The organism is Pseudomonas alkylphenolica, from assembly GCF_004025535.1.
Lineage (GTDB): Bacteria > Pseudomonadota > Gammaproteobacteria > Pseudomonadales > Pseudomonadaceae > Aquipseudomonas > Aquipseudomonas alkylphenolica_A.
In genome coordinates, this window is sequence record NZ_QJRG01000050.1 from 253,894 (window position 1) to 279,377 (window position 25,484).

The following is a 25,484-nucleotide window of genomic DNA, read 5'->3' on the forward strand; positions in this document are numbered from 1 at the left end:
AGAGGTATCAACTAGGAGAAATGATTGATCCGTACCCTGATCCGGGTAAGCGTGGGTTCACGCAACGCCTTGTAGTGCGTCCCTGATGTTAATGGGGTGGATGGGCGGCGGCGACAGGCACTTTCAACTTCACCTGTGCCTCGAAGCGTTGATCGTCATCTTCTGCTATGACCAGATCGCCTTGCAGCAGTGCGCTGATCTTTGTTGCCATGGCCAGATAAATAACTGGAGAGGCCCGCTGCTCGTTTGCAGTCATCGTGGCACTGACCTGCAGCGTCCAGTCCAGGAGCCCGGCGTCGCGTTCTATCGCGCTGGCCTGGATCGACACATGATTCGCGCCTTCGTGTTTGAGGTGGAGCATCAAGGCCTTGAGCAGGCTGGCGTAAGGTGTGGCGTCTATCCAGCCCCAGGGAGGCGGGGAGGCCTTGAGGAATGACCTGGGGGGCATAGCGTCGTCGGTCAGGGCTTTGAGGATATTCTCGGTGAGCGTGTTCAGGTCTTGTGCAAACGGGCTGTAGCGGACGTGCCCTTGCTCCAGGTCGACCATCTCGCCAACCATTCGCACGCTCTCGTCGATGCGCTCCAGCAGCCCGAGCAACGCGTGCTTGTCGTCACTGTGTTGGTGGCTGGCGACAATATCTCTGGCTTTGTTGATGTAGCCCGTAACTTCCTGCCCATGTTGTATCAGGTACGTACCACGGCGACTGTAGATGGAGGAAAAATAGGCCAACTGATCGCGGAGCGCCTGTATCTGGTTTTCCTCTTCACCGATATCGATGAACGAGCAGAGCATGCCGACAAATTCACCATCTTCAGCCAGCACAGGGCAGCCACTGTGTTTGACCACGCGGCGCTCGCCGCGCAGGCTGACGACTACCACCATCATGTACGGGATACGGTTCTCTACCGCAGCACTGTAGGTTTTGCGTGCGTACTCCAGGTGCTCGGTATCGATAACGCCAATGTCGCATTGCCGGGCGTTGATCACCGACTCCAGCGTCAACCCGAGGTAGTCGAGGAAGGCTTGATTGGCGGCCACTATCCGGGCATCCGGTGCTCTGAGGCAAACAGGAAAGGGGACCTTGTCGAGCAGGGTGTTGAAGTTCAGGTCTGCTGCTGACAATGAGGCGTCGGCTGAATCCTTCGCTCCGGCCTTTTTCTCCAGCAGCCCCCGGTTGGCAGCGACTTGAAGCAGGTCGACCAGCGAGTGGGTCCCCGTTTTTTCCAGCAGCCTGGACTTGTAGGTGCTGACCGTACGGTCACTGATCGCCAGTTCCCCGGCGATCTGCTTGACCCGGTAACCCTCTGCCAGGTAATGCAGCACCGTGATCTCCCTGGCGGTCAATGGCGGGAGCGCGTTGTCGGTCGCCGTGCTGGTGCGCAACGCCGAAGCTTGAAAGTAGGTCTTGCCGTGCAGCACCTTGTTGACCGCATCGCTGAACGCTGAAGGCGAATCCGTTTTGTCGACGAATCCCGAAGCGCCCGCGGCGATGCACAGTGGCTCGTAGGCTTCGGCAGGCAGGGCGGTGAACACCAGCAAACGGGTGGTGCCCTTGCGCGCAACAATGCGCTTGATCAGGTCCAGGCCTCCGAGCCTGGGCACCTCAAGGTCCAGAATGATCAGGTCTGGCGACTCACTGCGAGCCAGATCCAGCCCCACAAGCCCGTTGTTGGCCACACCTACTACGGTGTGGCCGGCCGAGGTCAGGGTCGACTCCATGCTGAGGGCATTGAGCGGGTGCGGATCGATGATAAGCACTGTTGCCATGTCCCTGGCTACCTTGGTGATGGGCTTGAGCGTTGAGAATAGACGCTCAGGCAGCGCTCATCGTGCGGCACCGATAACTGCTGAAGGTGGTGGACATGGCGTATTAGCTAAGAGGATAGAACGTCACTCGCCCCGTTTGTGGTCCTTTACCGTCGAGTGGTCATGGACGTGCATGGCCCAGTACAGGTTTTCCCGCTCAAGCTCTACCAGTGCTTCAGCCAGGCGGGCGTCCGCCTCACGCCAGCCATACCCTGCGATGCCGACGCCGCGAAGGACGTTGCGCGCCATGAGCCAGGCATGCCGGCCCTTTTTGTAGATCACATGGAAATACCTGTTCATCAACATTCTCCAGGCAGCGGCATAGTCGCCGTGTTGATGGCAATCATTGCGCTGGAAAAGGCTTCGACAAAATAGGGAAACAACGAAACACCTGTAGTGGACGCACTACTGTGTGTTGAGCTGTAACGAAGAGTACATTTGTACTCCTTTTGGTTGGGCGAGAGGCCGAAGCAGATATGCAAGCTGTGAATACTTGAAATTTCAACTGTTCATTTTACTGATGCCTTTTCCAGCGATCCAATGTAGGTCAATGCCCGAACAATAAAATGTACAAGGGGGGATAACCATGACCGAGATTGATCCGCGCACGCGCCTGCTGCTGGAAGCACCTATCCTGCCAACCGTTTTGCGGCTGGCGCTACCCAATGTGTTGGTAATGGTGGTGCAGGCCTCTGTCGGCCTTATTGAAACCTATTTTGTCGGCAAGCTTGGCAGCGATGCACTGGCGGCGATGGCACTGGTGTTTCCAATTGTCATGCTGATGCAAATGAGCTCCGCCGGTGCGATCGGCGGCGGTATTGCCTCTTCGATCGCCCGCAGCCTTGGCGCGAAACGCCGGGAAGAGGCCAACGCGCTGACGTGTCATGCAATGCTCATTGCTCTGGGCTTTGGCCTGCTATTCACCGTGACACTCCTGGTGGGCGGGCGATGGCTTTACACGCAAATGGGCGGAACGGGTGCGTCACTCGAGTCGGCGCTTGTGTATTCGCACTGGGTATTTGCAGGGGCTGTGCTGGTGTGGCTATTTAATGCGCTGTCTGCCGTGATCCGCGGCACCGGCAACATGGCAGTGCCCGCCCAGGTAACGGTCGCAGGCGCGGTAGTACTGGTGCCGTTATCGCCGATGCTCATTTTCGGTTGGGGGCCGGTTCCCGGCATGGGTATAGCCGGTGGTGCTGCAGCGCTGCTCCTTTACTACCTCGGTGGTACCCTCGCGCTCTGGATGTACCTGCGCTCGCCACGCAGCCTGCTAAAGCCCAGGCTTACCAGTGTGCGACTACGTTGGCCATTGTTTCGTGACATCCTGCGCGTTGGCATGGTCGGACTGATTGCGACAGTCGCCACCAACCTGTCAATCGGCATCGCGACGGCGTTGTCGGGTCAGTTCGGCCCAGACGCCATTGCCGGGTACGGGACTGCAGCACGTCTTGAATATTTGCTGGTGCCACTGGCGTTCGGTTTTGGCGCGCCGCTATTGACCATGGTCGGTACCTGCATCGGCGCCGGCGATAGGGCCCGCGCCCTCAAAGCCGCATGGGTGGGCGCCGCGGTTACCTTTGCGATCACAGAGGCCATTGGTCTCACCGCGGCCATTTTTCCTCGCTCCTGGTTGCTGTTGTTCGGCACCGAACCTGCCATGCTCGATGCCGGAACCCAGTATTTGCAGGTAGTCGGCCCCTTGTACGGTTTCTTCGGCCTGGGCCAGGTGTTGCATTTCGCTTCGCAAGGGGCAGGGCGCCTGTTCTGGCCTGTGGCGGCGAATCTTGCCCGCCTGGCCGTGGCCGGTCTCGGCGGATGGCTTGCGTTGCATTGGGGTGCTGACTTGATCTACGTGTTCATTGCCCAAGGCGTGGCGTTCGTGGTGTATGGCCTGGTAACCACTGCAGCGGTAGCGGCCGGGGCATGGTTCGGCCGGATAGGCTGGCCGCGCAGCAACATCAACCGCGCTTGTACTGACCTGCGTGCTCCCAGTCAGTAGCATCGCCCCCATCCAAGATCCTTTTCGGATCGGATACACTGCGCCTCAAAATCATAAGAATGGGGCTGCTACCTATGGCTCAGCATGGCCACTCACTGGACATCATTCAGGCCCGACGGTCGTTCCTGGACGGGCAACTCTCGCCCGGCCTGGTTTCCCAGCCGTTACTGCGCTCATGGCAGCGCACCCTGGCTGCGGGGTTGCGGCCAGCGGACAGAATGCTGTTCGGGCAATCGGTAAGCCGTGCTGAAGCCCACAGGGTCGGCGAGGCGCATCGAACGCTCATCGACATCGCAACGCCAGACATCCTCAACCTGTGGCAGTCGATGCAGTCGCCTGCCTGGGTGGTGCTGTTGACCAATGCCGACGGCACCATCATTCATAGCGTCGGCAACCATGATCGCGCCCCCCGTGAACTGAGATTGCCGTTGCAATGTGGCCGCAAACTGCCTGAAAGCGAGATGGGCACCAATGCACCTGCCGTGGTCCTGAGTGAGGGCGAAGCTTCAGTCGTTCAGGGCGGTGAGCACTTTCTTGACGAGTTGAGCCATTTCAGTTGCGTCGCCGCGCCGGTGTTCGGCATCGACGGCACCCTTGCCGGCGTGCTGGATGCGACCGGGTTTGACGCGGCAATCGATCCGCGCGCCTTTCAGCGTGTCAGCCTGGCGGCACGTTCCATCGAAAACAGCCTGTTTGCCAGCAGTGATGCCGGAATCCTGATCGGCATTCACGAAGACCCACGGCTACTCGGTAGCCCTCTCCAGGGCTTGCTGCTGGTGCGTGAGGACGGCCGTGTGCTGACGGCCAATCGATGCGCCAAGCAGATGTTGCGTCTTGATCAAGACTTCGTGCAAAAGGGGCAGCGGCTTGAATTCAATGCGCTTGTAGATCATCCCTTCCAGGACCTGCTGAGCGCCGGTGGCGCCCAGCCCGTGCGCACGCATACCGGTGCCGTGCTGTACCTGTCGATGCTGCAAAGGCCTCGCTCGGTAAAACCGCAGGCAAGGGCCGTGGCGGCGGTGCTGCCGCCGCCAGACGATCCGATCGACACCTTGCTCAACCGCGCAGCGCTGGTGCTCAAACGTCAGATTCCGGTGTTGCTGCAGGGCGAAACCGGTACCGGCAAGGAATGGTTTGCCCGTCGCCTGCATGAGGCCACCCGGCCCGGCAAGCCCTTCGTTGCGATCAATTGCTCGGCCATTGCCGAGAGCCTTGCCGAAGCCGAGTTGTTTGGCTACGAAGAGGGCGCTTACACAGGCAGCAGACGCGGCGGGGCGCCTGGCAAGATCGAACAGGCCAATGGCGGTACGCTGTTTCTCGACGAGATCGGTGACATGCCGTTGCAGTTGCAAACGCGCCTGCTCAGAAGCCTGCAGGAACGCAGCAACGTGCGATTGGGTGGCGTCAAGGAGATCAGGATCGACATTCAAGTGGTGTCGGCCACGCACCGCAACCTGGCCTCGATGATTGAGGCGAACGCGTTTCGCGAAGACCTCTATTACCGGCTAAGCGGCTTTCGTGTGCAGCTTCCTGCCCTGCGCGAGCGGGCGGACCTGAGGCACCTGATTCACACGTTTCTGACCGACCCTGAGGGTGCCCATGCAGCGTGTCGACTCGCCGAGGACGTCGAGGCACTGCTGCTTGATTACGCCTGGCCTGGCAACATCCGCCAGTTGCGTCATGTCATGGCGGTGGCCTGCGCGCTCAGCGGGCCCTCCGGTGAGATTCGGCTGGACACATTGCCGGAAGAAATTTCTGCGCCCCGACGCATCGCCACTGGCATTGTGGAAAACGCCTCGAGCTCCCCAAGTACCTCGCTGTCCAGCCTGAAGGATGAGTGGGTGACCAGCAGCCTTGCAGCGCATGACGGCAATGTCAGCGCCGCCGCTAAAGCCCTGGGTGTGTCCAGGTCCACGCTCTATCGCAGCCTGCAACGCCTGGCCAAACCCTGAAGCGAAACGCCAGCGTCGAAGTGTTCGACTATGGGACACCCCATCTTCCGGGGTGTCCCATTGCGCGACAGCGTGATGCCCGTACTGCCTGCAGAGCACCGATCTGAAGGCTCTGTAGCCGTTTTTCGAGTTGGCTCACCGTTTGCAATTGCGTGATCTCCAACAAGAAAAACGGCCGAAGGCCTGGGAGATCCCGATGCAACCTGCAGCGTTCGCACTGTCCATTGATGGACGCCTTGTCCGCACCCCTGAAACCGCGGATGTGATCAACCCTGCCACCGAGGAAGTCATCTGCGCCGTTCCGCTAGCCAGCAAAGCCCACCTGGATGAGGCGGTGCACGCCGCTCAGGTTGCTTTCAAATCGTGGCGCGAGCGGCCGCTTGCCGATCGGCAGCGCCTTGTGAGTGCACTGGGTGATGCGCTGGAGCAGCACCACGAGCGGTTCGTCGAACTCCTGATCACCGAGCAAGGCAAGGCACGTGCCGGCGCAGAATGGGAGATCGGTGGCGCTATCCACTGGTGCCGCGAGATCGCCAGGCAGTCGCTCGAGGATGAAGTGGTTGAGCAGGACGGCGATGAACAGATTATTTCCCGCCATACGCCTATCGGCGTGATCGGCGCGATCACGCCGTGGAACTTCCCGGTGTTGCTGGCCATCTGGAAGGTCGCACCTGCACTGGTTGCCGGTAATACCATGGTGCTCAAACCTTCGCCCTTTACGCCGCTGTGTACGCTGCTGCTGGGCGAGCTGGCCAATCAGATCCTGCCGCCCGGTGTGCTCAACGTACTCTCCGGGGGTAATGAGCTGGGCCAGTGGATCACCGAGCATCCGGGCATCGGCAAGATCTCGTTCACCGGTTCGACTGAAACCGGCAAGCGGGTCATGCAGAGCGCTTCGGTCAATCTCAAGCGGTTGACGCTGGAACTGGGCGGTAATGATCCGGCGATCGTGCTGGCGGATGTCGATGCCAAGGCCATCGCCAAAGACCTGTTCTGGGCCGCCTTCTCCAACAGCGCCCAGTTCTGCGTAGCCTGCAAGCGCCTGTATGTGCATGAAGCCGTGTACGACGACGTCGCGCGCGAGCTTGTGGCCTATGCGCACACCGTCAGGATGGGCAATGGCATGCAACCCGGTGTCGACCTCGGCCCCCTGCAGAACCGCATGCAGTACGAAAAAGTTAAAGACCTGCTGCAGGATTGCCAGATCAACCAGCAACGCTTCCTGATCGGCGGTGAGGCCAGTGCAGCCAAGGGTTACTTTATCCCGGTCACGATCATTGATAACCCGCCGGACGACGCCCGTTGCGTCACCGAAGAAGCGTTCGGCCCGGTGCTGCCGCTGCTCAGGTTCAGCGATGTCGAGGAGGTGATCGCTCGGGCCAACGGTACCGATTTCGGCCTCGCTGCCAGTGTCTGGTCAAACGATCTGGAGGAGGCCCAGCGTATAGCAAGGCGTCTGGAAGCGGGCACCGTCTGGATCAACCATGCCCATCAATTTTCACCGCACATCGCCTTCGGCGGTCACAAGACCTCGGGCCTGGGCATTGAAAATTCACTGCATGGCCTCGCGGAGTACACGAACATCCAGACCGTACTGCAAAAAGCCGGGCACTGAGGAGGCGCACCATGCAAGCATCTGTTGGCGCCTTGATCAGCCAGGCGGCGTTACGCTTTGGCGACAAGACTGCGGTGGTTTTCGAAGGCAGGACCTGGAGTTTTGCCGAACTCGATGACCTCTCCAACCTCACGGCCCAGGCATTGGTGGACAGGGGCGTAAGGGCAGGGGACGTTGTGTCGCTCTACTCCCCGAACTGCCCGGAGTGGATCATCGCGTATTACGCGATCCTCAAGGCCGGCGCCGTGGTCAACCCGCTCAACCTCATGCTGACCGCTGCCGAGGCCGCGTTTGCCATGGCCGACTGTGGTTCGGTGGCGGTCTTCGGCGCTGCTGAAAAGATCGCCGGCCTTCAAGCCTGCGCTGCCAAGACTAGCCTTCGAGACTATATCCAGTTCGACGGCCTTGCAGTGCACGGCGCTGTCAGCCTGTATGGGCTGCTGGAGCACACATCCCTTGAGGGCCGATTCCCGCTGGCGGGAACCTGCGCCGAAGACGTGTCGACCATTGGTTACACCTCAGGCACCACGGGCCACCCCAAAGGCGCAGTGCTTACCCATGAGTCGATCCTCATGAACGTTGCCATGACGGCTACCCTGCATGTGCGCAACCCCAGCGACGTTGTGGTGAGTGCACTGCCGTTCTCGCATGTGTATGGCAACGTGGTGATGAATGCAGCGATGGGTTACGGCATGACCCTGGTGCTGCACAAAACCTTTGACGCGCAGGCCATCCTAGACAGCATCCAACGCCATCGGGCGACGATTTTCGAAGGTGTGCCGACCATGTACATGTACCTGCTCGAGCATCCGCACCTGCAGGCGTTCGACCTGTCGTCCCTGACGCGCTGCACCGTGGGTGGCCAGACCATGCCCGAAGCCAGGATGGAACAGGTGGAAAAGCGCTTCGGCTGTCGCTTGCTCGAGCTGTGGGGCATGACGGAGCTGGGCGGGCTGGGTACCACCCATTCGCTGTACGGGCCCAGGCGCCTGGGCTCGATTGGTATTCCTTTGCCTCACCAGCAAGCGCGGATCATCGACCCGGCTACGGGCGAGCCGGTGTCTGCACCCGGCATCGTTGGCGAGCTGCAGATGCGTGGGCCGATCGTGATGAAGGAATACCATGGCCATCCCGAGGCTACCCGGGAGGTCAAGGATGCCCAGGGCTGGCTTCATAGCGGAGACCTGGCGCGCTTTGACGAAGACGGTTTCATCTATGTGGTTGACCGGCTCAAGGACATGATCATCACCGCCGGTTTCAATATCTATCCCGCCGAGCTGGAAAGGGTTATTGCCGAACACCCCGGGGTGGCCATGGTGGCTGTCGGCAGCGTTCCTGATGCGAGCAAGGGGGAACTGGCAAAGGCGTACATCGTCAAGCGCCAGGGCGCTGATGTCGATCTTGCGCAGGTGGAACAGCACTGCCGCACGCGCTTGGCGGCTTACAAAGTCCCAAGGCGTTTTGCTTTCGTCGATGACTTGCCGAAGACCGCCAGCGGTAAAGTCATGAGGCGCAAGCTCAGGGAGCTGTTTGAGTAAGTGCTGACAGATGGCGTCCTGCGGGGAGCAATTCCCCGCAAACGCTGGTGGGGTGTCAACCCTGAACGGGTATCAGTCCTCATCGTCCGGCACGACATCCGTGACCATGACGCGTGCATGCGCGCTGAGTTCGTCTTCCATGCGCAAGCCGAAGTAGCGAGCGTCGTTGGCATCCCAAAAGGCCTCTACCTGCGCCATGGATGCATTGTTAAGCAGCACCTCGGCACTGTGTTCCAAGATGATTGAGTAACGTCTTTCGGAGTTCATTGAAAAAGGGGCTCGCAACGGCTGAGTGAGGAGGCTGATGGGGAAACAGCAATGGCACCATTATGCCGCCTCGCCGGTTTTCGACCGCAACCACTCATCGATTCAGTGGGATTTGGCATGTCACTGGTCTGTCAGGCTTTTTTCTGCGGGTTGGACAATCTGACGTTCACGACTAGGGTAAGTGGATCCAATCGTCTTAAAAGTGAAACATATCGGTCATATCATTGACCTGATTTCTTCATCTTCGTTAGTCGGCCACTGCCGTTTTGGACTTCATGCCTTATGCGTCGTGTCGTATTCAATCAGAAGGGAGGCGTTGGCAAATCCAGCATCGCCTGCAACCTGGCCGCTGTCAGCGCTGCCGAGGGCTACCGCACATTGCTGGTCGATCTTGACCCCCAGGCGAACTCGACTCACTACCTCACGGGCTTGACCGCAGGTGCGATTCCGGCAGGCATCGCCGACTTTTTCCGGCAGACCCTTTCGAGTGGGCCTATCAGCAAAAACAGCCGGGTGGCGATCACTGAAACCGCATACGACAACCTTCACCTGGTGACCGCTTGCCCCGATCTGGCTGATTTGCAGCCCAAGCTTGAGCGCAAATTCAAAGTCAACAAGCTGCGAAAGCTGCTGGTGGAATTATCCGCTGACTACGACCGCATCTATATTGATACGCCACCCTCGCTGAACTTCTACACGTTCAGCGCCTTGATCGCTGCCGAACGACTGCTGATTCCATTCGATTGCGACAGCTTTTCTTTACAGGCGCTGCAGCGGGTAATCGCCCAGGTGGATGAACTTCGCCAGGATCACAACGCGTCGTTGCAGGTAGAAGGGATCGTGGTCAATCAGTTCAGCCGGACAACTTTGCACCACGCGCTGATCGAAACGCTTCGTGAAGAAGGGTACCCTGTGCTGCCGGCCTACCTGAGCAGTTCCATCAAGATGCGCGAGTCTCATGAAGTCTCAATACCGATTGTCCACCTGGCGCCACAGCACAAGCTTTCGTTGGAGTTTGCAGACTTGCTGGATGTGCTCGAGCAACGCGCCTTATCAACGCACTCGCTGAATCTGGCTCGATACGGGGCGTTGCTGCCGGTACGCACGCCCACTCAACTCACAGCGAGATAGCCCGTGCTTAGAAATGTCTCGGACATGGACCTGCGCCTGTTGCGCATTTTCTCCACGGTGGTGAAGTGCGGTGGGTTTACCGCGGCGCAGGCCGAGCTGAACATGAGCCAGTCCAACATCAGCACGCACATTTCCGGCCTGGAAAAGCGCCTCGGCTATCGCCTCTGCGAGCGCGGCAAGGGCGGGTTTCGCCTGACCGAAAAAGGACAGCGCATTCTCAAGGCGTCGGCAGCGATGTTCGATGCAGTGGACGCCTTTCGTGACGAGGCCCAGGACCTGTCCGGACGATTGGTGGGGGACCTGTACCTCGGCCTGGCCGATAACATCGCGACCCTGCCCGCCGCACGGATCGATGCCGCCATCGCCCGTTTTTATCAGCGCGAACACGACATGCACCTGCACATTTTCGTCAATTCGCCCACCGAACTGGAGCTGGCGGTGATCGACGGGCAACTGGACCTGGCGATCTCCTATTTCAGCCGGCCGTTGCCGACGCTGACTTACCAGCCGTTGTACACCGAAGAAATCGGCATGTTCTGCGGGCGCAAGCACCCGTTGTTCGAGGTGGATGCGCCCACCCTCGAACAACTGCAGGCCAGTGACTGGATCCGCCATGGGTTTTTGCCGGCTGGACAAGTGTTGCCGGTGACACCCGAGCGCGCCTCAGCCACCGCTCACCATATGGAAGCGGTGGCCCACGGTGTGCTGGCCGGCACTCACCTGGGGTATTTGCCGGTCCACTACGCGCGCCCCTGGCTGGACAGTGGGCAAATGCGCGCATTGCATCCTGCGACGCTGCGCTACGAAGTGCAGCACAGCATGATCACTCATGTGGGCCACCCACAAAGTGAAGCGGTGCGTGCATTCATCGATGAATTACTGGCTGAGCACAACCTGTAGTACGCCGTTTACCGCATTGCGGAAAATCTGGCTGTAGTCCTCGGCGCTGAGGGCGCAGGCATTGGTATCCGAAGAGGAGATGTCGGCCAGCGCCTGTTCCCCCACCCAGCACGCTGCGTCGGCATCCAGGCCGATTTCACCCAGCGAGTGTGGAATGCCAAGGCGTTTGCGCAGGTCCAGCACCCAATCGAGAAAGCCGTCGAAATCGGTCTTTGGCAACTCCAGGTAGCGTGCCAGGCGCGCGATATCCACGGCAATCGCTTCGCGGTTGGCGATCAATACATAAGGCAGCAGGATCGCGTTCAACAAGCCGTGGTGCTTGTGGTACCGCGCGCCCAGTGGATGGGCGAGGGCATGCACGCCGCCCAGGCCTTTCTGGAAGGCGACGGCGGCCATGGCCGAGGCCACCAGCATGCCCTCGCGGGCAACCATGTCGTCACCGTTGGCCTGCGCATTGACCAGGTGCTGCTGGATCAGGCGAATACCCTCGACGGCAACGCCCGATGACATCGGGTGATACAGCGGCGAGCAAAAGGCTTCGATGTGATGGGTCAGGGCGTCCATACCGGTTGCCGCCGTCAAGGCGGCCGGCAAGCCGCGAGTCAACACCGGGTCGAGGATGACAGTGGCCGGGAGCAGTTCCGGGTGACTGATCACCCGCTTGATGTTTGCTTCGCGCTCGGTCAACACCGCTTCGCGGCCCAGTTCCGAGCCCGTGCCGGCAGTGGTCGGCAACGCAATCAGCGGTGGCAGGCCCAGGCGCGGAAAGTCCGCCAGGGTGGGGTAGCTGGCCATCACCTGCGACCACTCGAACCGTTGCAGGCCTTGCGCATCAACGGCTGCCAGGCTGATGCCCTTGGCGGCATCCATTGCGCTGCCGCCGCCCAGGGCGATAAGCGAGTCATGTTTGCCGGCCTTGAACGCCGCAACGCCCTGTGCCACGTCGTCCATGCTCGGGTTGCTGGCTACCTCGCTGAATACGCTGAAGGCAATATCGGCCTGGGTCAGGTGGGCCTTGAGCAGTGCCAACGGTTCCAGCGCCAGCATGCCAGGGTCGGTGACCAGCAAGGGGTTACGCATGCCCAGCAATGTGCAGCGCTCTGCCAGGGTTTCGAGCGCACTCGGTCCGCAGAAGATATCTGTGGGGTAATTCCAATAGTGAAGGGACATCAGGCACTCCAGATCGGCACGGCGCAGGGTGGTTGCGCCGTGCACGGCAAGACGAAGGGTGTTATTGCGCGCGCAGGTGCGGGCTGACGCTGCGTTGATAGGGTTTGGCGTAGACCATGTAGATCAGGCCCAGGATGGCCAGGACCGAGAACACCAGGATCACCGCCCACACCTGAAACCACGGCGCACCGGGCGGCGCGAGGGAAACCCTTGGCCAGGCGACGTTGATGCTTTCGAACACCAGCCAGCAGAACGCGGCGAGGTTGATCGGCACGCCCCAGCGGCCGAGGCTGAACACACCGGGCTCGGCTTTCCATTTGCCGCTCAGGCGGGCGAGCAGGGCGCAGGTCACCACGATCAGGAACACCACGAAGAAGCCGCCACTGCCAAACGCGATCAGGGTGCCGACCGCCGTCGCGTTCAAACCCAGGGTCAGGCCGAAGCTGGCAAACAGCGTGCTGAAGACCATGGCGGCAAACGGCACTTTGCGTTTGTCGACGCGGCGCAGCAGGGCCGAAGCGGGGAGGATCGAGTCACGAGCCATGCCGAATACGGCGCGGCCGATATAGGTCTGCACCGAGACCACACAGGCAATGAACGCCACCAGCACGATGCCTACGAACGGCCGTTCCGACCAGGCACCAAAGGCGTCGACGACTGCCGGGGTGACCGGGTCGATGACCTGGCCAGACACCATGGCAGCGGTGTCGGTATAGGACAGGGTGACCGCAAATGCAGTGAGCATGACGGTCAACCCGACCAGAATCATCGAGCGCAAGATCGCACGCGGGGTCGAGGTGCGGGCGTCTGCGGTTTCCTCGGAAACCTGCGAGCACGCATCAAACCCGAGAAACGCCCAGCCACCCACGGCCATGGCGGTGAGAAAACCCGTGAAGTAGGACCCGTCGGCACTTTGCGATGACGTCAGGCCTTCAAATACCAGCGACAACGAATGGTTGCGGAAAAACAGCAGCAACAGTACGCCGATACCGATCGAGGCAATCGCTTCGGCGATGATGCCGGCATTGACGAAATACTTGAGCGGGTTGATGCCAAACAGGTTCACGCCAAGGCCGACCAGCAACAGCACTGCGCCACAGAACACCTGAGCATTGGCGGCGGGCGGTTCGCCGGTGAAAAACAGCCACAACCAGAAGCCACCCAGATACGCCACGGTGGTTAACGATGCCAATGCCGAGGCCAGGTACATGAACCCGGTAAACCAGGCCCAGCGATCACCGGCCAGGCGCTTGACCCACTGGTAGCAACCGCCAGCGAGCGGGTACTGCGAGGCCAGTTCGGCGTAGACCAGCGCGACCAGCAGCTGCAAGGCCAGGCATAGCGGGACGATCCAGACCCAGGAGGGGCCCGCATTCATGGCGCCCAGCGACATCACCGAATAGATGCCGACCACCGGCGAAACCGTGGCAAAGCCAACTGAGAATGAGGACCACAGGGATAACCCCCGCTGCAGTTCCTGGGTGTAGCCCTGGCTGTGCAGCAGGCGTTCATCGGCGCTTGGCCGTGTTGATGACATAGGAATTCCTTGAGTCGGCAGACACATTTATTTTTAGATTTGCCTTGTTTGTTAAGTCTTACCGACGAAACAAACTCCTTCAGGAAAGGAGACGGCAGGAGCTTAAATGGGCCAAACATCAATGAAAATTCATATGTGCTTAGGCTGGCATATGGATTTGTTGATGTATTCGTTGGCGCGCGCGCATAAAAAAAGCGCCGACAGTGCTGTCGGCGCTTTGCAAGGAGGAAGCCCTACGAATTACGCTTGAACCACCGCAATCCTGGCGCTTTCGGCTGCTTCACGGAACTCCGCGATCTGGTCGAAGCTCAGGTAGCGGTAAACGTCGGCCGCCATGCTGTCGATGTTCTTCGCGTACGCCATGTACTCTTCCCCGGTTGGCAGCTTGCCCAGGATCGAAGCAACCGCAGCCAGTTCCGCCGAAGCCAGGTACACGTTGGCACCATCGCCCAGACGGTTGGGGAAGTTACGGGTCGAAGTCGACACCACCGTCGAATTCGCCGCCACACGTGCCTGGTTACCCATGCACAGCGAGCAGCCTGGCATTTCCATGCGCGCGCCGGCCCTGCCGTAAATACCGTAGTAGCCTTCCTCGGTCAGCTGGTGAGCGTCCATCTTGGTCGGCGGCGCCAGCCACAGGCGGGTCGGCAGCGAGCCTTTGACCTTTTCCAACAGCTTGCCGGCGGCACGGAAGTGACCGATGTTGGTCATGCACGAACCGATGAACACTTCGTCGATCTTCTGGCCCTGAACGGTCGACAGCAGCCGCGCGTCGTCCGGGTCGTTCGGCGCGCAGAGCACAGGCTCTTTGATGTCGGCCAGGTCGATCTCGATGACCTCGGCGTATTCGGCGTCCTTGTCGGCTTCCAGCAGCACCGGGTTGGCCAGCCAGGCTTCCATCGCTTGCGCGCGGCGTTCCAGGGTACGCGGGTCGCCGTAGCCTTCGCTGATCATCCAGCGCAGCAGGGTGATGTTCGAACGCAGGTACTCGGCAATGGCCTTTTCCGGCAGCTTGATGGTGCAACCGGCAGCGGAGCGCTCGGCCGAGGCGTCGGACAGTTCGAACGCTTGCTCGACGGTCAGCTCGTCCAGGCCTTCGATTTCCAGGATGCGGCCGGAAAAGGCGTTGATCTTGCCTTTCTTCTCGACGGTCAGCAGGCCCTGCTGGATCGCGTAATAAGGAATGGCATGAACCAGGTCGCGCAGGGTGATGCCCGGTTGCAGTTTGCCCTTGAAGCGCACCAGTACCGACTCCGGCATGTCCAGCGGCATGACACCGGTGGCGGCGGCGAAGGCGATCAGGCCGGAACCGGCCGGGAACGAGATGCCGAGCGGGAAGCGGGTGTGCGAGTCACCACCGGTACCGACGGTGTCCGGCAGCAGCATGCGGTTCAGCCAGCTGTGGATGATACCGTCGCCAACCTTCAGGGAAACCCCGCCACGGGTGCGGATGAAGTCCGGCAGGGTGTGGTGGGTGGTCACATCCACAGGCTTTGGATAGGCCGCGGTGTGGCAGAACGACTGCATCACCAGGTCGGCAGAGAAGCCCAGGCAGGCCAGGTCTTTGAGCTCGTCGCGGGTCATCGGCCCGGTGGTGTCCTGGGAGCCGACGGTGGTCATCTTCGGCTCGCAGTAGGTGCCAGGGCGTACGCCGGTGACACCGCAGGCTTTACCAACCATTTTCTGCGCGAGGCTGTAGCCCTTGCCGGTGTCGGCAGGCTGCTCCGGCTTCTTGAACAGCTCGGACGCTGGCAGTCCCAACTCGGTGCGGGCTTTTTCGGTCAGGCCACGGCCGACGATCAGCGGAATACGGCCGCCTGCGCGAACTTCGTCGAGCAGTACCGGGGTCTTCAGGCCGAACGTGGCGATGACCTCGTCGCTGCCGTGCTTGCAGACTTTGCCGGCGTGCGGGTACACGTCGATGACATCGCCCATGTTCAGGTTCGACACGTCGAACTCGATCGGCAGGGCGCCGGCATCTTCCATGGTGTTGTAGAAGATCGGTGCGATCTTGTTGCCGAAGCAGAAACCGCCAGCGCGCTTGTTCGGCACGTACGGGATGTCGTCGCCGAAGAACCACAGCACCGAGTTGGTGGCGGATTTACGCGAAGAACCGGTACCGACCACGTCACCGACGTAGGCGACCGGGAAGCCTTTGGCTTTGACGGCTTCGATCTGCTTGAGCGGGCCAACCGCACCAGGTTGCTCAGGCACGATGCCGTCTCGGGCCATTTTCAGCATGGCCAGGGCGTGCAGCGGGATGTCAGGGCGCGACCAGGCGTCGGGAGCAGGGGACAGGTCGTCGGTGTTGGTTTCGCCCGGCACCTTGAACACGGTCAGGCTGTATTTCTCTTCGATTGCAGGGCGGGCGGTGAACCACTCGCCAGCGGCCCAGGATTCCAGCACGGCTTTGGCGTAGGCATTGTCAGCCTTGGCTTTTTCAGCAACGTCGTGGAACGCATCGAACATCAGCAGGGTGTGCTTCAGTTGCTCGGCGGCAACGGCAGCCAGCCCGGCGTCATCCAGCAGCTCGACCAGGGTGGCGATGTTGTAGCCGCCCTGCATGGTGCCCAGCAGCTCTACCGCGCGCTTCTTGTCGATCAGCGGGGAAGTGGCTTCGCCCTTGGCGACAGCAGAGAGGAAGCCGGCCTTGACGTAGGCGGCTTCGTCTACGCCTGGTGGAACGCGGTGGGTGATCAGCTCGACGAGGGCTGCTTCTTCGCCAGCAGGAGGATTCTTCAGCAGCTCGACCAGGCCTGCGGTTTGTTCGGCGTTAAGTGCGAGGGGCGGCAGGCCCTCTTCGGCGCGCGCTTGTAGGTGGCGGGCATAGGCTTCGAGCACGGGTAATCTCCTGCAGGGGGCGTACGGTATGTAAAAAGCAGGGGCAGGTGCTTGGCACTTGAGAGTGACCACTGACAAGACCACCAAAAACAGCCTGCCCCTGCTGAAATCTGTTTTGTTGACACATTGGCAAGCAATGCGCGAAATCTAAAGGATAGGAGGCGACAATACAACAGGATTGTCGACACATTACTGCGATCTATCCGTTTGCAGGGAGGGCTGAAGGCTCTGTTTCGGGGACTGTCAGGTGTACGGGGGTGTTTGGCGGGGTCGACTGTCGACAAATGGCGGGTAGCAGCATGCACCACGGCATGAGTACAAATGTACTCCTGCCGTAGTGCATGGGGGAAATTGAGGCTGGGGTGATCACTGCTGCGGTTGCCACCACTCGACGGGGGTATCGCCATTAGCGCGTACGCTTTGGTTACAGCAGCGGTCAAGAGTGAACGGAACAGAGCTTTTTCATCATCGCTGTCGCAGATTCAAGCATAAATAAAGCCCTGCTAGAGGATCAGTTATACGTCATGGTAAATGTCGCGGTGCCGTTCGCCTGGCCGCCCTCGACCTCTTCCTCGGTTTGAATGTAACGTGCCGTAAACGGGACGTCTCTATACTCACCAGGTTGATATCCGGTTGCTGAAGTCTCAACGCCAAACTTTACAAATTTAGAATCTTGACGTAGTTCTATTCCCACTCCCTTGGCGCTATTGCGGCCAGGGGTGATTCGCATTACCCCGGGCAAACCAGAGCTGTCTGCGGTTGCGTCAATTTGGAATTTGACGTTGGTGCCGGGATAACAATAGAGAGGAATATTAAATGGGACTGTATCTGTTCGGGACCCAATGCCGGAAAAATGAGAGCGGTGAGCACTGGGCATGTTCACTGGAATAAGGGTTTGGGTAACATCGCACGCGTTGGCCTGGACAGTTTGAGTGCCTACAACTATATCAAAAACTTTGGCATTACCGGGAACTATAAGAGTAGGTCCCGCTCCAGAGATTTCACCGGAATGAATCGGGCCAGTCTTGACGAGAGTGTACCTAATCTCGCTTATTAAAGTATTGTGTCTGTTAAAAGATTCTTCGAAAGGAAAAAAGCCTAGCAAATCACCTTTTGTAATTTCAAAAATTATTCCGACGCCTGGAACCCCAGTATTGTAAGCGTTTGCTACAGTATCGTTTTTATCTGAAAATGCACCAGTCCAGCTGCTAAATCTCGCTGGTGCATCGCATTTTACTATTAAACCGAGGGTCGAGAACTCTTCTTTGTGCAGCTCTTCTCCAACTCCAAGGCTTGGGCTAACGTTAATCGTACGCGCGGGAATATTGATGGTTATATCACTATTACCATCATTATCGACTACAGTACAGTAGGCCCATACTGTAGTCGGAAGAAAACAAGCTGAAATTAAAGTTGCGAGAAGTGCTGTCATTTTTCTCATTTAACTGATCTCCAATGCCTGCTTAACGGCAAGCAGCGTTGAGTGTTGCTATCGATGGTGCTGCGTCTTTTGTAGGTAAGGCAAAGACCGCCTGGCATTGCTGATGGTTTGCAGTGCCCAAACTGACCTTCATCTCGCCATTGGCGCCGACGATGCCGTTGTTGTCCAGAGCGCCTTCCGGTTTCAAACACTTGGAAGTCACTCATACGTTAAGGTGAAACTCGCGGTACCGTTCGCCTGACCCGCCTCGACATTATTGCTGGTCTGATAGTACGTAGCCGCAAACGGAATGCTGAATGCGCCAACGTCCGAAGTACCTGCCGGGATCACGGCACCGAACTCTACTGGCATATTGTTGTGTGACAGTTTGATTCCCACTCCGCTGGCGCTACCGTCCGGCGCAGGCGAGATTGCCATTACTCCGCGAGCACCCGAACTGTCAGGGGTTGCGTCAATAGTGAAACTTACTCCTGTGCTGCCGTCACAGTCGAGGTCAATAGTGAACGGGACGGGATTCGTTTCGTGTCCTATTCCACGGAATTGGCTGCGATCCACATCACCTAGTGGTATGCCAATAGCGGATTTGGATACGGAGCAACTCGCCGCCGGTACGATCGTATTATCACCAGTCAGGCTAATTATTACGGATTCCAGAGGGGTGCCGCCATCATTTGCCTCTATCGCTCCCAGTTTACCTATGCTGAGCTCACCAGCCCCAGTCGCGCCCTCTGATGATTTGTACAGAATCGCAGTGACTAAGTTAGTACTTATTGATGCTCCGCCGGTAAAGGGAACGCGATCGCCGGCATTGATGCTGCCGTATGCATCATAAAAAGTGCCAAATGTTATTGCTACACCTGGTATGTTGGTGTCATAAGCATTGCGTCTAATAGGGTTCGGAGTTGTGAATAGTGTGGTGGTTGCAGTTAAGCTGCCACTATTTGTACACGTCATGTCTCCGCTCTTGTTGTTCAGGCTTTTTCTAGCCAGTACGGTTCCGGCAGATGCATTGGGTGGGACTGTCACCGTCCCGAACTCGATGTTATAAGTTTCGGTTCCACCACTACGGAAACTACAGCTTGCCCACGCTGAATCCGGAAGGGTTAGCAAAGCAGCAGAAAAGATCATGAGACCTATAATAGGTTTTCTCATTTAACTGACCTCCAATGCCTGCTTAACGGCAAACAGCGTTGAATGTTGCTATCGATGGCTCGGCGTCTTTGGTGGGTAAGGTAAAGTTCGCCTGGCATTGCTGATTGTTCGCATTGCCCCAACTGACATTCACCTTGCCTTGATCCGGTACGCCACTCAGGTACACCTCGCCCTTGGCGCCGACGATGCCGTTGTTCTCCAGGGCACCGTCTTCCTGCACGAGGGTGGCAGTGGCACCAAACGGTACGGGTTTACCCTGATAGGTAAGGGTCATCAGCACGCGGCTGCCGACGCGGGTTTTAAAGTCAGCCAGCACCACGGCGCCCTTGGTGGGGATGACCGTCTGGGTATTGACTTCCATGTCGACATCGTCTGGCAGCGTTTCACTGTCCAGCGCTACGCGGTTCTTGCGATAGGTACTGACGTAGGGCACCACCGCGTAACCGCGCGAATCGGTGCGTACGCCGGTGGTGTTGCGCACCTTCGCATCCGCGGCACCCGGTGCACGAACCAAGGCAATGGTTTCGCCCTGGTTCTGGGAGAAGGTCACGCCATACGGGTGAGCCACGATCCCGCCCTGGACCCCGTAGTTCACCTGCTGCGAATTGCTGTCGTAGTTGTAGCCGGCCCGGGCTTCGCCAAGCGCGCCCTTGTAGCTGGCGTTGGCAGAGCCGCTGGTACCGCCACCCTGACTGGCATGGCGTTGTTGCACGTTGTAGCTCAGGTTGTTGTCTGCCAACGCAGTGCCACCCAGGCCCACGTTATGGGTGGTGTTGCCTTGCTTGCTGGTATTGAGGTTGTAGCTGGCCCAGGCCCTTGGCAGTACTTTTTCCAGCGGTACCTGTACGTTGAACGACAGCTGTTGGTCCTTGCTGTTGCGGCCCTCGTAGGCGGGGGCCTGGCTATAGGTGTAATCGACACCGTAGTGAATGCCGTTGTGGCTGACGTTGTAGCCGGCACTCACACTGCGCTCATAGCCCTTCTGGCGCCAGAAGTCCTGCTGATAACCGTTGACATAGAAGTTGCCTTTATCGCCCAGGGACTGGCTGATGTTGACCTGTGCCCGGCTGCGTTTGTTATAGGTGCGGCGCCAGTTGTTGAAGTTGTCAGGATCAATTTCATTGGCCTCCTGGAAGTCGTAGTAACCACTGGTGGAGTAGCGGTAACTGGCCAGGGTAAAGGTCGTGCCGGTTGCGGCGATGTCCTTGGCGTACTGAACGCGATACGACTGACCGTCGTGTTTGGAGCCATCACGCAACTCGGCTTTGGCCTGGGTCACGTCAGCAGACACCGAACCCCATTCGCCAAACCCGTGGCCGATACCGAGGCTGCCAGAGGAGTATTTTCCCGATGCCAGCAGGCCACCGTACAAGGTGGCGTCAAACGGCGTGCCATAGATCAGCGAGCCCTGGGCAAAGGTCGGCGTGCTGGCCGTACTGGCCGAGGAGCGGTATTCACCGGCGGTCAGCGCGTATTTCAGGCGGCCTTCGCGCAACATCACGGGCACCGCGGAGAACGGCTGCACGGAGCGTCGCTCGGTACCGTCGGCCTCGGTGATGGTGATTTCCATGTCACCACTGGACGCGGTGGGGTACAGGTCGGTAATCGCGAAGGCGCCGGCGGGCACGTAGGTCTGATAGATGATGTAGCCGTTCTGGCGCACGGTGACCTGGGCGTTGCTCTGGGCAATGCCGCGCACCACGGGAGCAAAGCCTTTCAGGCTGTCGGGAAACATGTTGTCGTCCGACGTCAGTTGGGCCCCGCGAAACTGCACGCTGCTGAACACATCGCCGGGTGTAGAACTGTCACCCAGGGTCAACTGGCCCTTGAGCGCGTGAATATCGCGCTGGGCGTAGCTGTTGACGTTGTTCCAGTTGCTTGTACCGTTGCTCTGGTTGTAGGTGGAATAGTTGCGCAGCCGCCACGCGCCAAGGTTCAAGCCGCTGCGCAGGTTCAGGTAATAGCTGCTGTCGGTGCCGGAACGGTTGTTGTGCGAAGTGGTTGCGCCACTGAAGCTGTAATTCAACAGCCCTGCAGTCAGCCCCTGGTCCCAGGTGCTGGGGTCTACATAGCCACGGGCTTCGGCGTTCAGGGCCGCCTGCGGGATGCTGATGTCCAGGCGTTGCGTGCCGAAGGTGAACCGGCTGAAAGCGTCTGGAATATAGTCCTGCAACTGGGTAATGGTTTGAGTCGCCGGCAGCTCTTGCAGCGCCGGGAAGGCTTCGACTTTAACCCCCATGTCTTTTAATTGCTGCGCCGTCAACTCGGGTTGCAACGCGCCGTCAATCTCGACAAAGTTTACGTCGCGAGTATCGACTCGGCTGTCGTTGAAATAAATATCAACCCTGTAGGTGCCGGGAAGTTGTCCAGCCGGGCTGGAGAAATGCCCAAGGTCGATGGCCGGCTGACCAGGCTCGGTCATTTCCAATGCGTGCGGATTGAAATAGTCTTCGGCCAATGCCAACGTTGGCTGTAAACTCATGCCCAACAGAATATGACTTGCTATTAATGTGGCCAGGCGAGTTGGGGTAGCGCCATGTGCGCGACCGCCGGTTTTTAGCGATGGAACTTGGAACAAATAATGGTTTTTCATCTCTATAAACTCCACCTGACATTATTGCGCGCAAGCCAGCCCCACCCCCTTTGGCTTCGGGCAGTTAATCCAGCAGTTTGATAGTTAACTAAACAGGGAAGAACAACGACGTCGCCGCGTTGGATCAGAGCGCTGCAGAGGCTTCTGCGGATACACCGCCATAATCATTGATGGCTTTCCACTTGACGGCACCGGACGCCCCTGTCGGAAGGGGCCACGACAATGAACTTTGTGGTGCGACCATGCCGGCGTCCTTGATTTTGTCTTTACCCACGCTGAGTTCATTGAAAGAAACGTGGTAAGGCGTTGGGTTATCAACTTTCAACGTGTTGCCGACACGGCTGAACTTCAGAAGCCTATAAGCGCCATTGGCTTCACCCGCCAAACCGGCCGGACGGTAAAATAGTTTGATGGTGGTTTTTAACGAAATCTGCAGTTGATTGGCATCGGTTTGTTTCGACGCAGGAATCGACTTGATATTGAGCCAGAACACCGACTCTTTGTCTTCGCTAAGGCTGCCGCCAGTACGGATGATCCGCAGCGAATTCTCCTGCTCCGGATTCAGCCGAAACAGCGGTGGCGTGACGATGAACGGCGCCTTCTGGACAGCGCCAGTCGACCTGTCCTCGACCCAGGACTGAATCAGGAAGGGTGTGTTTTTTTCCGAGTTTTTGACCGAGATGGAAGATTCTTTTTTCGAGCCGTCAAACACCACGCGGGTGCCACCTACGACCACACCGGCCCACGAAGTCTGGGCGATACTCAACAGCAAGCCGGAGATTAAAAAGGGCTTGAGCCAACGCATCAGTAATTTCTCCTTGAACTGCACCCTCTTGCCGGATTGCTTGTGCAAAAGGGTGTAGTTCGATCATGCAGTTAGACGGGCTATCAAATGGGTTGATAGCCGACTGCTAAGACTTAGTTGTAACGGACGGTGAATTCGGCAGCAGCGTTGCCTTTACCAGCAGTTACGGTGCTAGCAGTAGCCACGTACTTGGCAACAAAATCAAAGGTGTTGTCGACTGTTGCTACAAGGTCTTTGTCAGCAGACGCACTATTCAATGCAATGGGGGTATTGCCGTCTGCTTCAAAGAAACCGATTGCTACACCAGTTGCCTCTGCATCGTTACCAGTCCCTTTAGTCAGCGCCAGCAAACTGCTGTTGTTTGCATCGCCCGCACCGCTAAAACTGATAGAAGCGTTAACAGCCGCCGGGCACTCCGTCACCACAATGGCGAGTTTCGAGGGTGAGGCGACAGAGCCGGCTGCACCGAAGGACGAAGTAGAGACGGTGCCCAGATCCACGGTCAGCGCTTCAGAGCCGGAGGCAATCTTGCAAGTGGTGCTGGAAATGGTACCAGTAAAGTTAATAGTACCGTCAGCGGCGTTGGCCATGGTTGCAAAAGCGGAGCTAGCCAGAATTGCTGCAGCGATCAAACTCTTTTTCATATCGATTATCCTTCAGTTAAGTGGATGTTTGCGTTTGGCTTGCCTTGCGATGCAAGTACTGGGCTCTGTATTTAAACGCCACATCTGATAGTTACGTACATTGGGGTTGGAGTTCTTCTTGTCTTGCAAAGAAGTGGGCGAATTATGGGTATTCAAGACAGGATGTTGCAGAGGGGAATTCAGCTTAGGTTGTAGGGAAATTCTTACTTGATGGGTCATGACAAACACAAAAGCTAGCGGACGCGTTACTTGAGTGCTTCTGACAGGGGAAGGGAATTGCAGCCGGCAAGCGCACGGTGTGGTGCGTAGCTTCTTGCCGGTGAGGTGGCGGCAATCGCGCGGGTCGCGCTGCTCAGGCCTGGCCTGGCAAGATTGCCGCCTTCAATGGTTGAGTTACTTGCAGTTGCCGGCCTTGCGATAGCCCGCTGCCTGCGCTTCGGATTCCGAGGCGAACGCTACCTGGTTTTTCGCAGACACCTGCGCATAGCCAGGGCAGCCATTGGCAAGGTGGTATACGTGGCTCTTCTGGTTACCGATGATCGCACCGCTGGCCGCGGATGCACTTGCCAGGGTAGGTTTTGCAGCGGGTTGTGCTGCGCGCGCCGGCACTGCACTGACGACACCGTCACCCACAGGCTTGTACCCGGCCGTCCAGCTGCGTTGGCCGGTAACGAACGGGTTGGAGTGCCCCATGATGGCGGCGATACGGCGATCACGCTCTTTTTCCCAGGCGGTTACCGGGTGCTGCTTGTCCCACGCCATGAGCAGCTGTTGTTGCTGACGGGACATGCTCAGCTTGTAGCGATCGAACATATAGAAGGTGGTTCGTGCAACCAGGCCTTTGACCTCGTCACGCGGTTCGGCGGTTTTCTGCTCGAAATCGATCTTCGTCGTGCACTGGCCGTACTGGCGGGCAACCCCGGCGTTCATGCCGTAGTTGAAGTTGCTGCGGTCGCCGTTCACTTCGCCTACGGACGGGTACAGGTTGAACAGGTTCGCTTCCATGGCGCGGAACACCGGGTCTTCATCCACGCAGTGTTCGCGCCCGCCGTTCTGCCAGCACTGACGCTGGTGGCCGAATGTCCAGGCCGGCACGATGTGTTCCCACTCGGTTCGCTCGGCGCGGCTTTGCTGTTTGCGTGTTTCATAGCCACAGGAGCCCGGGTCGACGCGGCCACCGGATTTACCGACCCAGGTCCACTTGCAGCCACAGTAAAGCTCGCCCATGGCGCTGTTGGCCTGGTCGAGGTAAACCTTTTGTTTGGCGATGACCTTGGCTTCGGAGAATGTCGCAGGCGGCGAGGCGAGGGTAGGCGTCGCGACGCAGAACATCAGGGATAGAACAGACAGCAGCTTTTTCATGAATCAAATCATTGGCTTAAGGGTTACACATTGTAACCCTTCGCGCTTGTGCGCCTATGCCTTTGATTGGGCTCAGTTTCCCTTTGTTTCGGGCCACGGGGCGGCGCTGTTCAGGGCTGGTCAGTGGGGCGTGAAGATCCGTTTCACGCCAACGCCATCGAGCACGGCATCGATCAGCGCACGCGCCGCCTCGATGTGCTGGCCGGCACCGCACACCAGGGAGCGGTCGTTGAGCGTGAGGTGATCCGCCGCATCGCTGAGCGTAGCCTCGGCACATTGCAGCAGGTGGCAGGCATGCAGCAGCGCTTCTTCGGCGGGAATGCCGGCGCGGACTGTGAATAGGCGATGGGTACCGAACGGCGTGTCGGCGGTGGTGGCGTTGGAAAGATCGACGCTTGGGGGATCGGGGACGAGCTTTTTCATGGTTGGCCTCAAGTTATGATGCCGCCACGTCTCGCTGCTAAACGAAAAGGTGGCAGCTGTACGCGGGTTAGCAGACCGGTAACTCGAGGAACCCGGCGCACCCGAAGGCGCCCCACGTACAACCGCCATATAGCGTTGTGCCGTTGATATCGAGTATTGAACCGGACTGCTAAATCCGCTCGTTGGATGTTCCAACAAGGTCAGCAGCCTAGGTCCACGAGGGGCTCGGCACAACAGCTCAACGGCGCCGGAAGTATGATTCAGAACGGTCCGACAGAAAACGCCTACAGGATCTCGATTTTTCGCA

Annotated in this window: 18 protein-coding genes and 1 pseudogene; 6 read left to right on the top strand and 13 right to left on the bottom strand. The window is 58.7% G+C overall.

The features are described 5' to 3' along the window. Positions 1–88: 88 nt before the first annotated feature. A complete protein-coding gene (locus DM813_RS27915) occupies positions 89–1,768 on the bottom strand; it encodes a response regulator (protein ID WP_128326632.1) in 1,680 nt (559 codons plus the stop codon). Between the two features lie 123 nt (positions 1,769–1,891). Beyond that, complete coding sequence (locus DM813_RS27920) at positions 1,892–2,107, bottom strand: hypothetical protein (protein ID WP_128326633.1); 216 nt, start codon at positions 2,105–2,107, stop codon at positions 1,892–1,894. A 286-nt stretch (positions 2,108–2,393) separates the two neighbouring features. Between DM813_RS27920 and DM813_RS27925 the strand changes: the two genes are divergently transcribed. From DM813_RS27925 to DM813_RS27940, 4 genes are all read left to right on the top strand, one after another. Beyond that, entirely contained in the window at positions 2,394–3,806 is a 1,413-nt protein-coding gene (locus tag DM813_RS27925; RefSeq protein ID WP_128326634.1) for an MATE family efflux transporter, read from the top strand. Between the two features lie 74 nt (positions 3,807–3,880). Continuing rightward, positions 3,881–5,758, top strand: coding sequence for a sigma-54-dependent Fis family transcriptional regulator (locus tag DM813_RS27930; RefSeq protein ID WP_164897309.1), 1,878 nt, complete (start codon positions 3,881–3,883; stop codon positions 5,756–5,758). Between the two features lie 196 nt (positions 5,759–5,954). Then, positions 5,955–7,373, top strand: coding sequence for an aldehyde dehydrogenase family protein (locus tag DM813_RS27935; protein WP_128326636.1), 1,419 nt, complete (start codon positions 5,955–5,957; stop codon positions 7,371–7,373). A gap of 11 nt (positions 7,374–7,384) precedes the next feature. Next, the gene (locus DM813_RS27940) at positions 7,385–8,911 is read left to right on the top strand and encodes a class I adenylate-forming enzyme family protein (protein ID WP_128326637.1); all 1,527 of its coding nucleotides are present in this window, start codon (positions 7,385–7,387) and stop codon (positions 8,909–8,911) included. A 72-nt stretch (positions 8,912–8,983) separates the two neighbouring features. Here the strand turns inward: DM813_RS27940 and DM813_RS27945 are convergent, their stop codons facing one another. Continuing rightward, positions 8,984–9,178, bottom strand: coding sequence for a hypothetical protein (locus tag DM813_RS27945; RefSeq protein ID WP_128326638.1), 195 nt, complete (start codon positions 9,176–9,178; stop codon positions 8,984–8,986). A gap of 282 nt (positions 9,179–9,460) precedes the next feature. Here DM813_RS27945 and DM813_RS27950 point away from each other — a divergent pair. After that, positions 9,461–10,228 (top strand): annotated as a pseudogene (locus tag DM813_RS27950) (ParA family protein); the annotation flags it as partial. A gap of 84 nt (positions 10,229–10,312) precedes the next feature. Continuing rightward, the gene (locus DM813_RS27955; RefSeq protein WP_128326640.1) at positions 10,313–11,209 is read left to right on the top strand and encodes a LysR family transcriptional regulator; all 897 of its coding nucleotides are present in this window, start codon (positions 10,313–10,315) and stop codon (positions 11,207–11,209) included. Here the strand turns inward: DM813_RS27955 and DM813_RS27960 are convergent. The 10 genes from DM813_RS27960 to DM813_RS28005 form a co-directional block, all read right to left on the bottom strand. Further along, the gene (locus DM813_RS27960; protein WP_241653265.1) at positions 11,186–12,382 is read right to left on the bottom strand and encodes an iron-containing alcohol dehydrogenase; all 1,197 of its coding nucleotides are present in this window, start codon (positions 12,380–12,382) and stop codon (positions 11,186–11,188) included. The genes DM813_RS27955 and DM813_RS27960 overlap by 24 nt on opposite strands. A gap of 58 nt (positions 12,383–12,440) precedes the next feature. Then, complete coding sequence (locus tag DM813_RS27965) at positions 12,441–13,916, bottom strand: APC family permease (protein ID WP_128326642.1); 1,476 nt, start codon at positions 13,914–13,916, stop codon at positions 12,441–12,443. Between the two features lie 240 nt (positions 13,917–14,156). After that, positions 14,157–16,757 carry a bifunctional aconitate hydratase 2/2-methylisocitrate dehydratase gene (acnB, locus tag DM813_RS27970; RefSeq protein WP_128326643.1) on the bottom strand — a complete coding sequence of 867 codons (2,601 nt, stop codon included), beginning with the start codon at positions 16,755–16,757 and terminating at the stop codon, positions 14,157–14,159. A 511-nt stretch (positions 16,758–17,268) separates the two neighbouring features. After that, positions 17,269–18,189 (bottom strand): fimbrial protein, encoded by a 921-nt coding sequence (locus tag DM813_RS27975; protein WP_206617444.1) that lies wholly within the window; start codon positions 18,187–18,189, stop codon positions 17,269–17,271. A gap of 207 nt (positions 18,190–18,396) precedes the next feature. Beyond that, positions 18,397–19,350, bottom strand: a complete 954-nt coding sequence (locus DM813_RS27980; RefSeq protein ID WP_128326645.1) for a fimbrial protein — start codon at positions 19,348–19,350, stop codon at positions 18,397–18,399. 22 nt (positions 19,351–19,372) lie between these two features. Next, positions 19,373–21,832: a fimbria/pilus outer membrane usher protein gene (locus tag DM813_RS27985; protein WP_206617445.1), complete on the bottom strand. Its 2,460-nt coding sequence runs from the start codon at positions 21,830–21,832 to the stop codon at positions 19,373–19,375. Positions 21,833–22,067: 235 nt separating this feature from the next. Then, positions 22,068–22,748 carry a fimbrial biogenesis chaperone gene (locus DM813_RS27990; RefSeq protein WP_128326647.1) on the bottom strand — a complete coding sequence of 227 codons (681 nt, stop codon included), beginning with the start codon at positions 22,746–22,748 and terminating at the stop codon, positions 22,068–22,070. A 113-nt stretch (positions 22,749–22,861) separates the two neighbouring features. After that, complete coding sequence (locus DM813_RS27995; RefSeq protein WP_128326648.1) at positions 22,862–23,392, bottom strand: fimbrial protein; 531 nt, start codon at positions 23,390–23,392, stop codon at positions 22,862–22,864. A gap of 393 nt (positions 23,393–23,785) precedes the next feature. Next, complete coding sequence (locus tag DM813_RS28000) at positions 23,786–24,754, bottom strand: endonuclease (protein ID WP_128326649.1); 969 nt, start codon at positions 24,752–24,754, stop codon at positions 23,786–23,788. A 120-nt stretch (positions 24,755–24,874) separates the two neighbouring features. Then, positions 24,875–25,177: a DUF6124 family protein gene (locus DM813_RS28005; RefSeq protein ID WP_128326650.1), complete on the bottom strand. Its 303-nt coding sequence runs from the start codon at positions 25,175–25,177 to the stop codon at positions 24,875–24,877. Between the last annotated feature and the right edge of the window lie 307 nt (positions 25,178–25,484).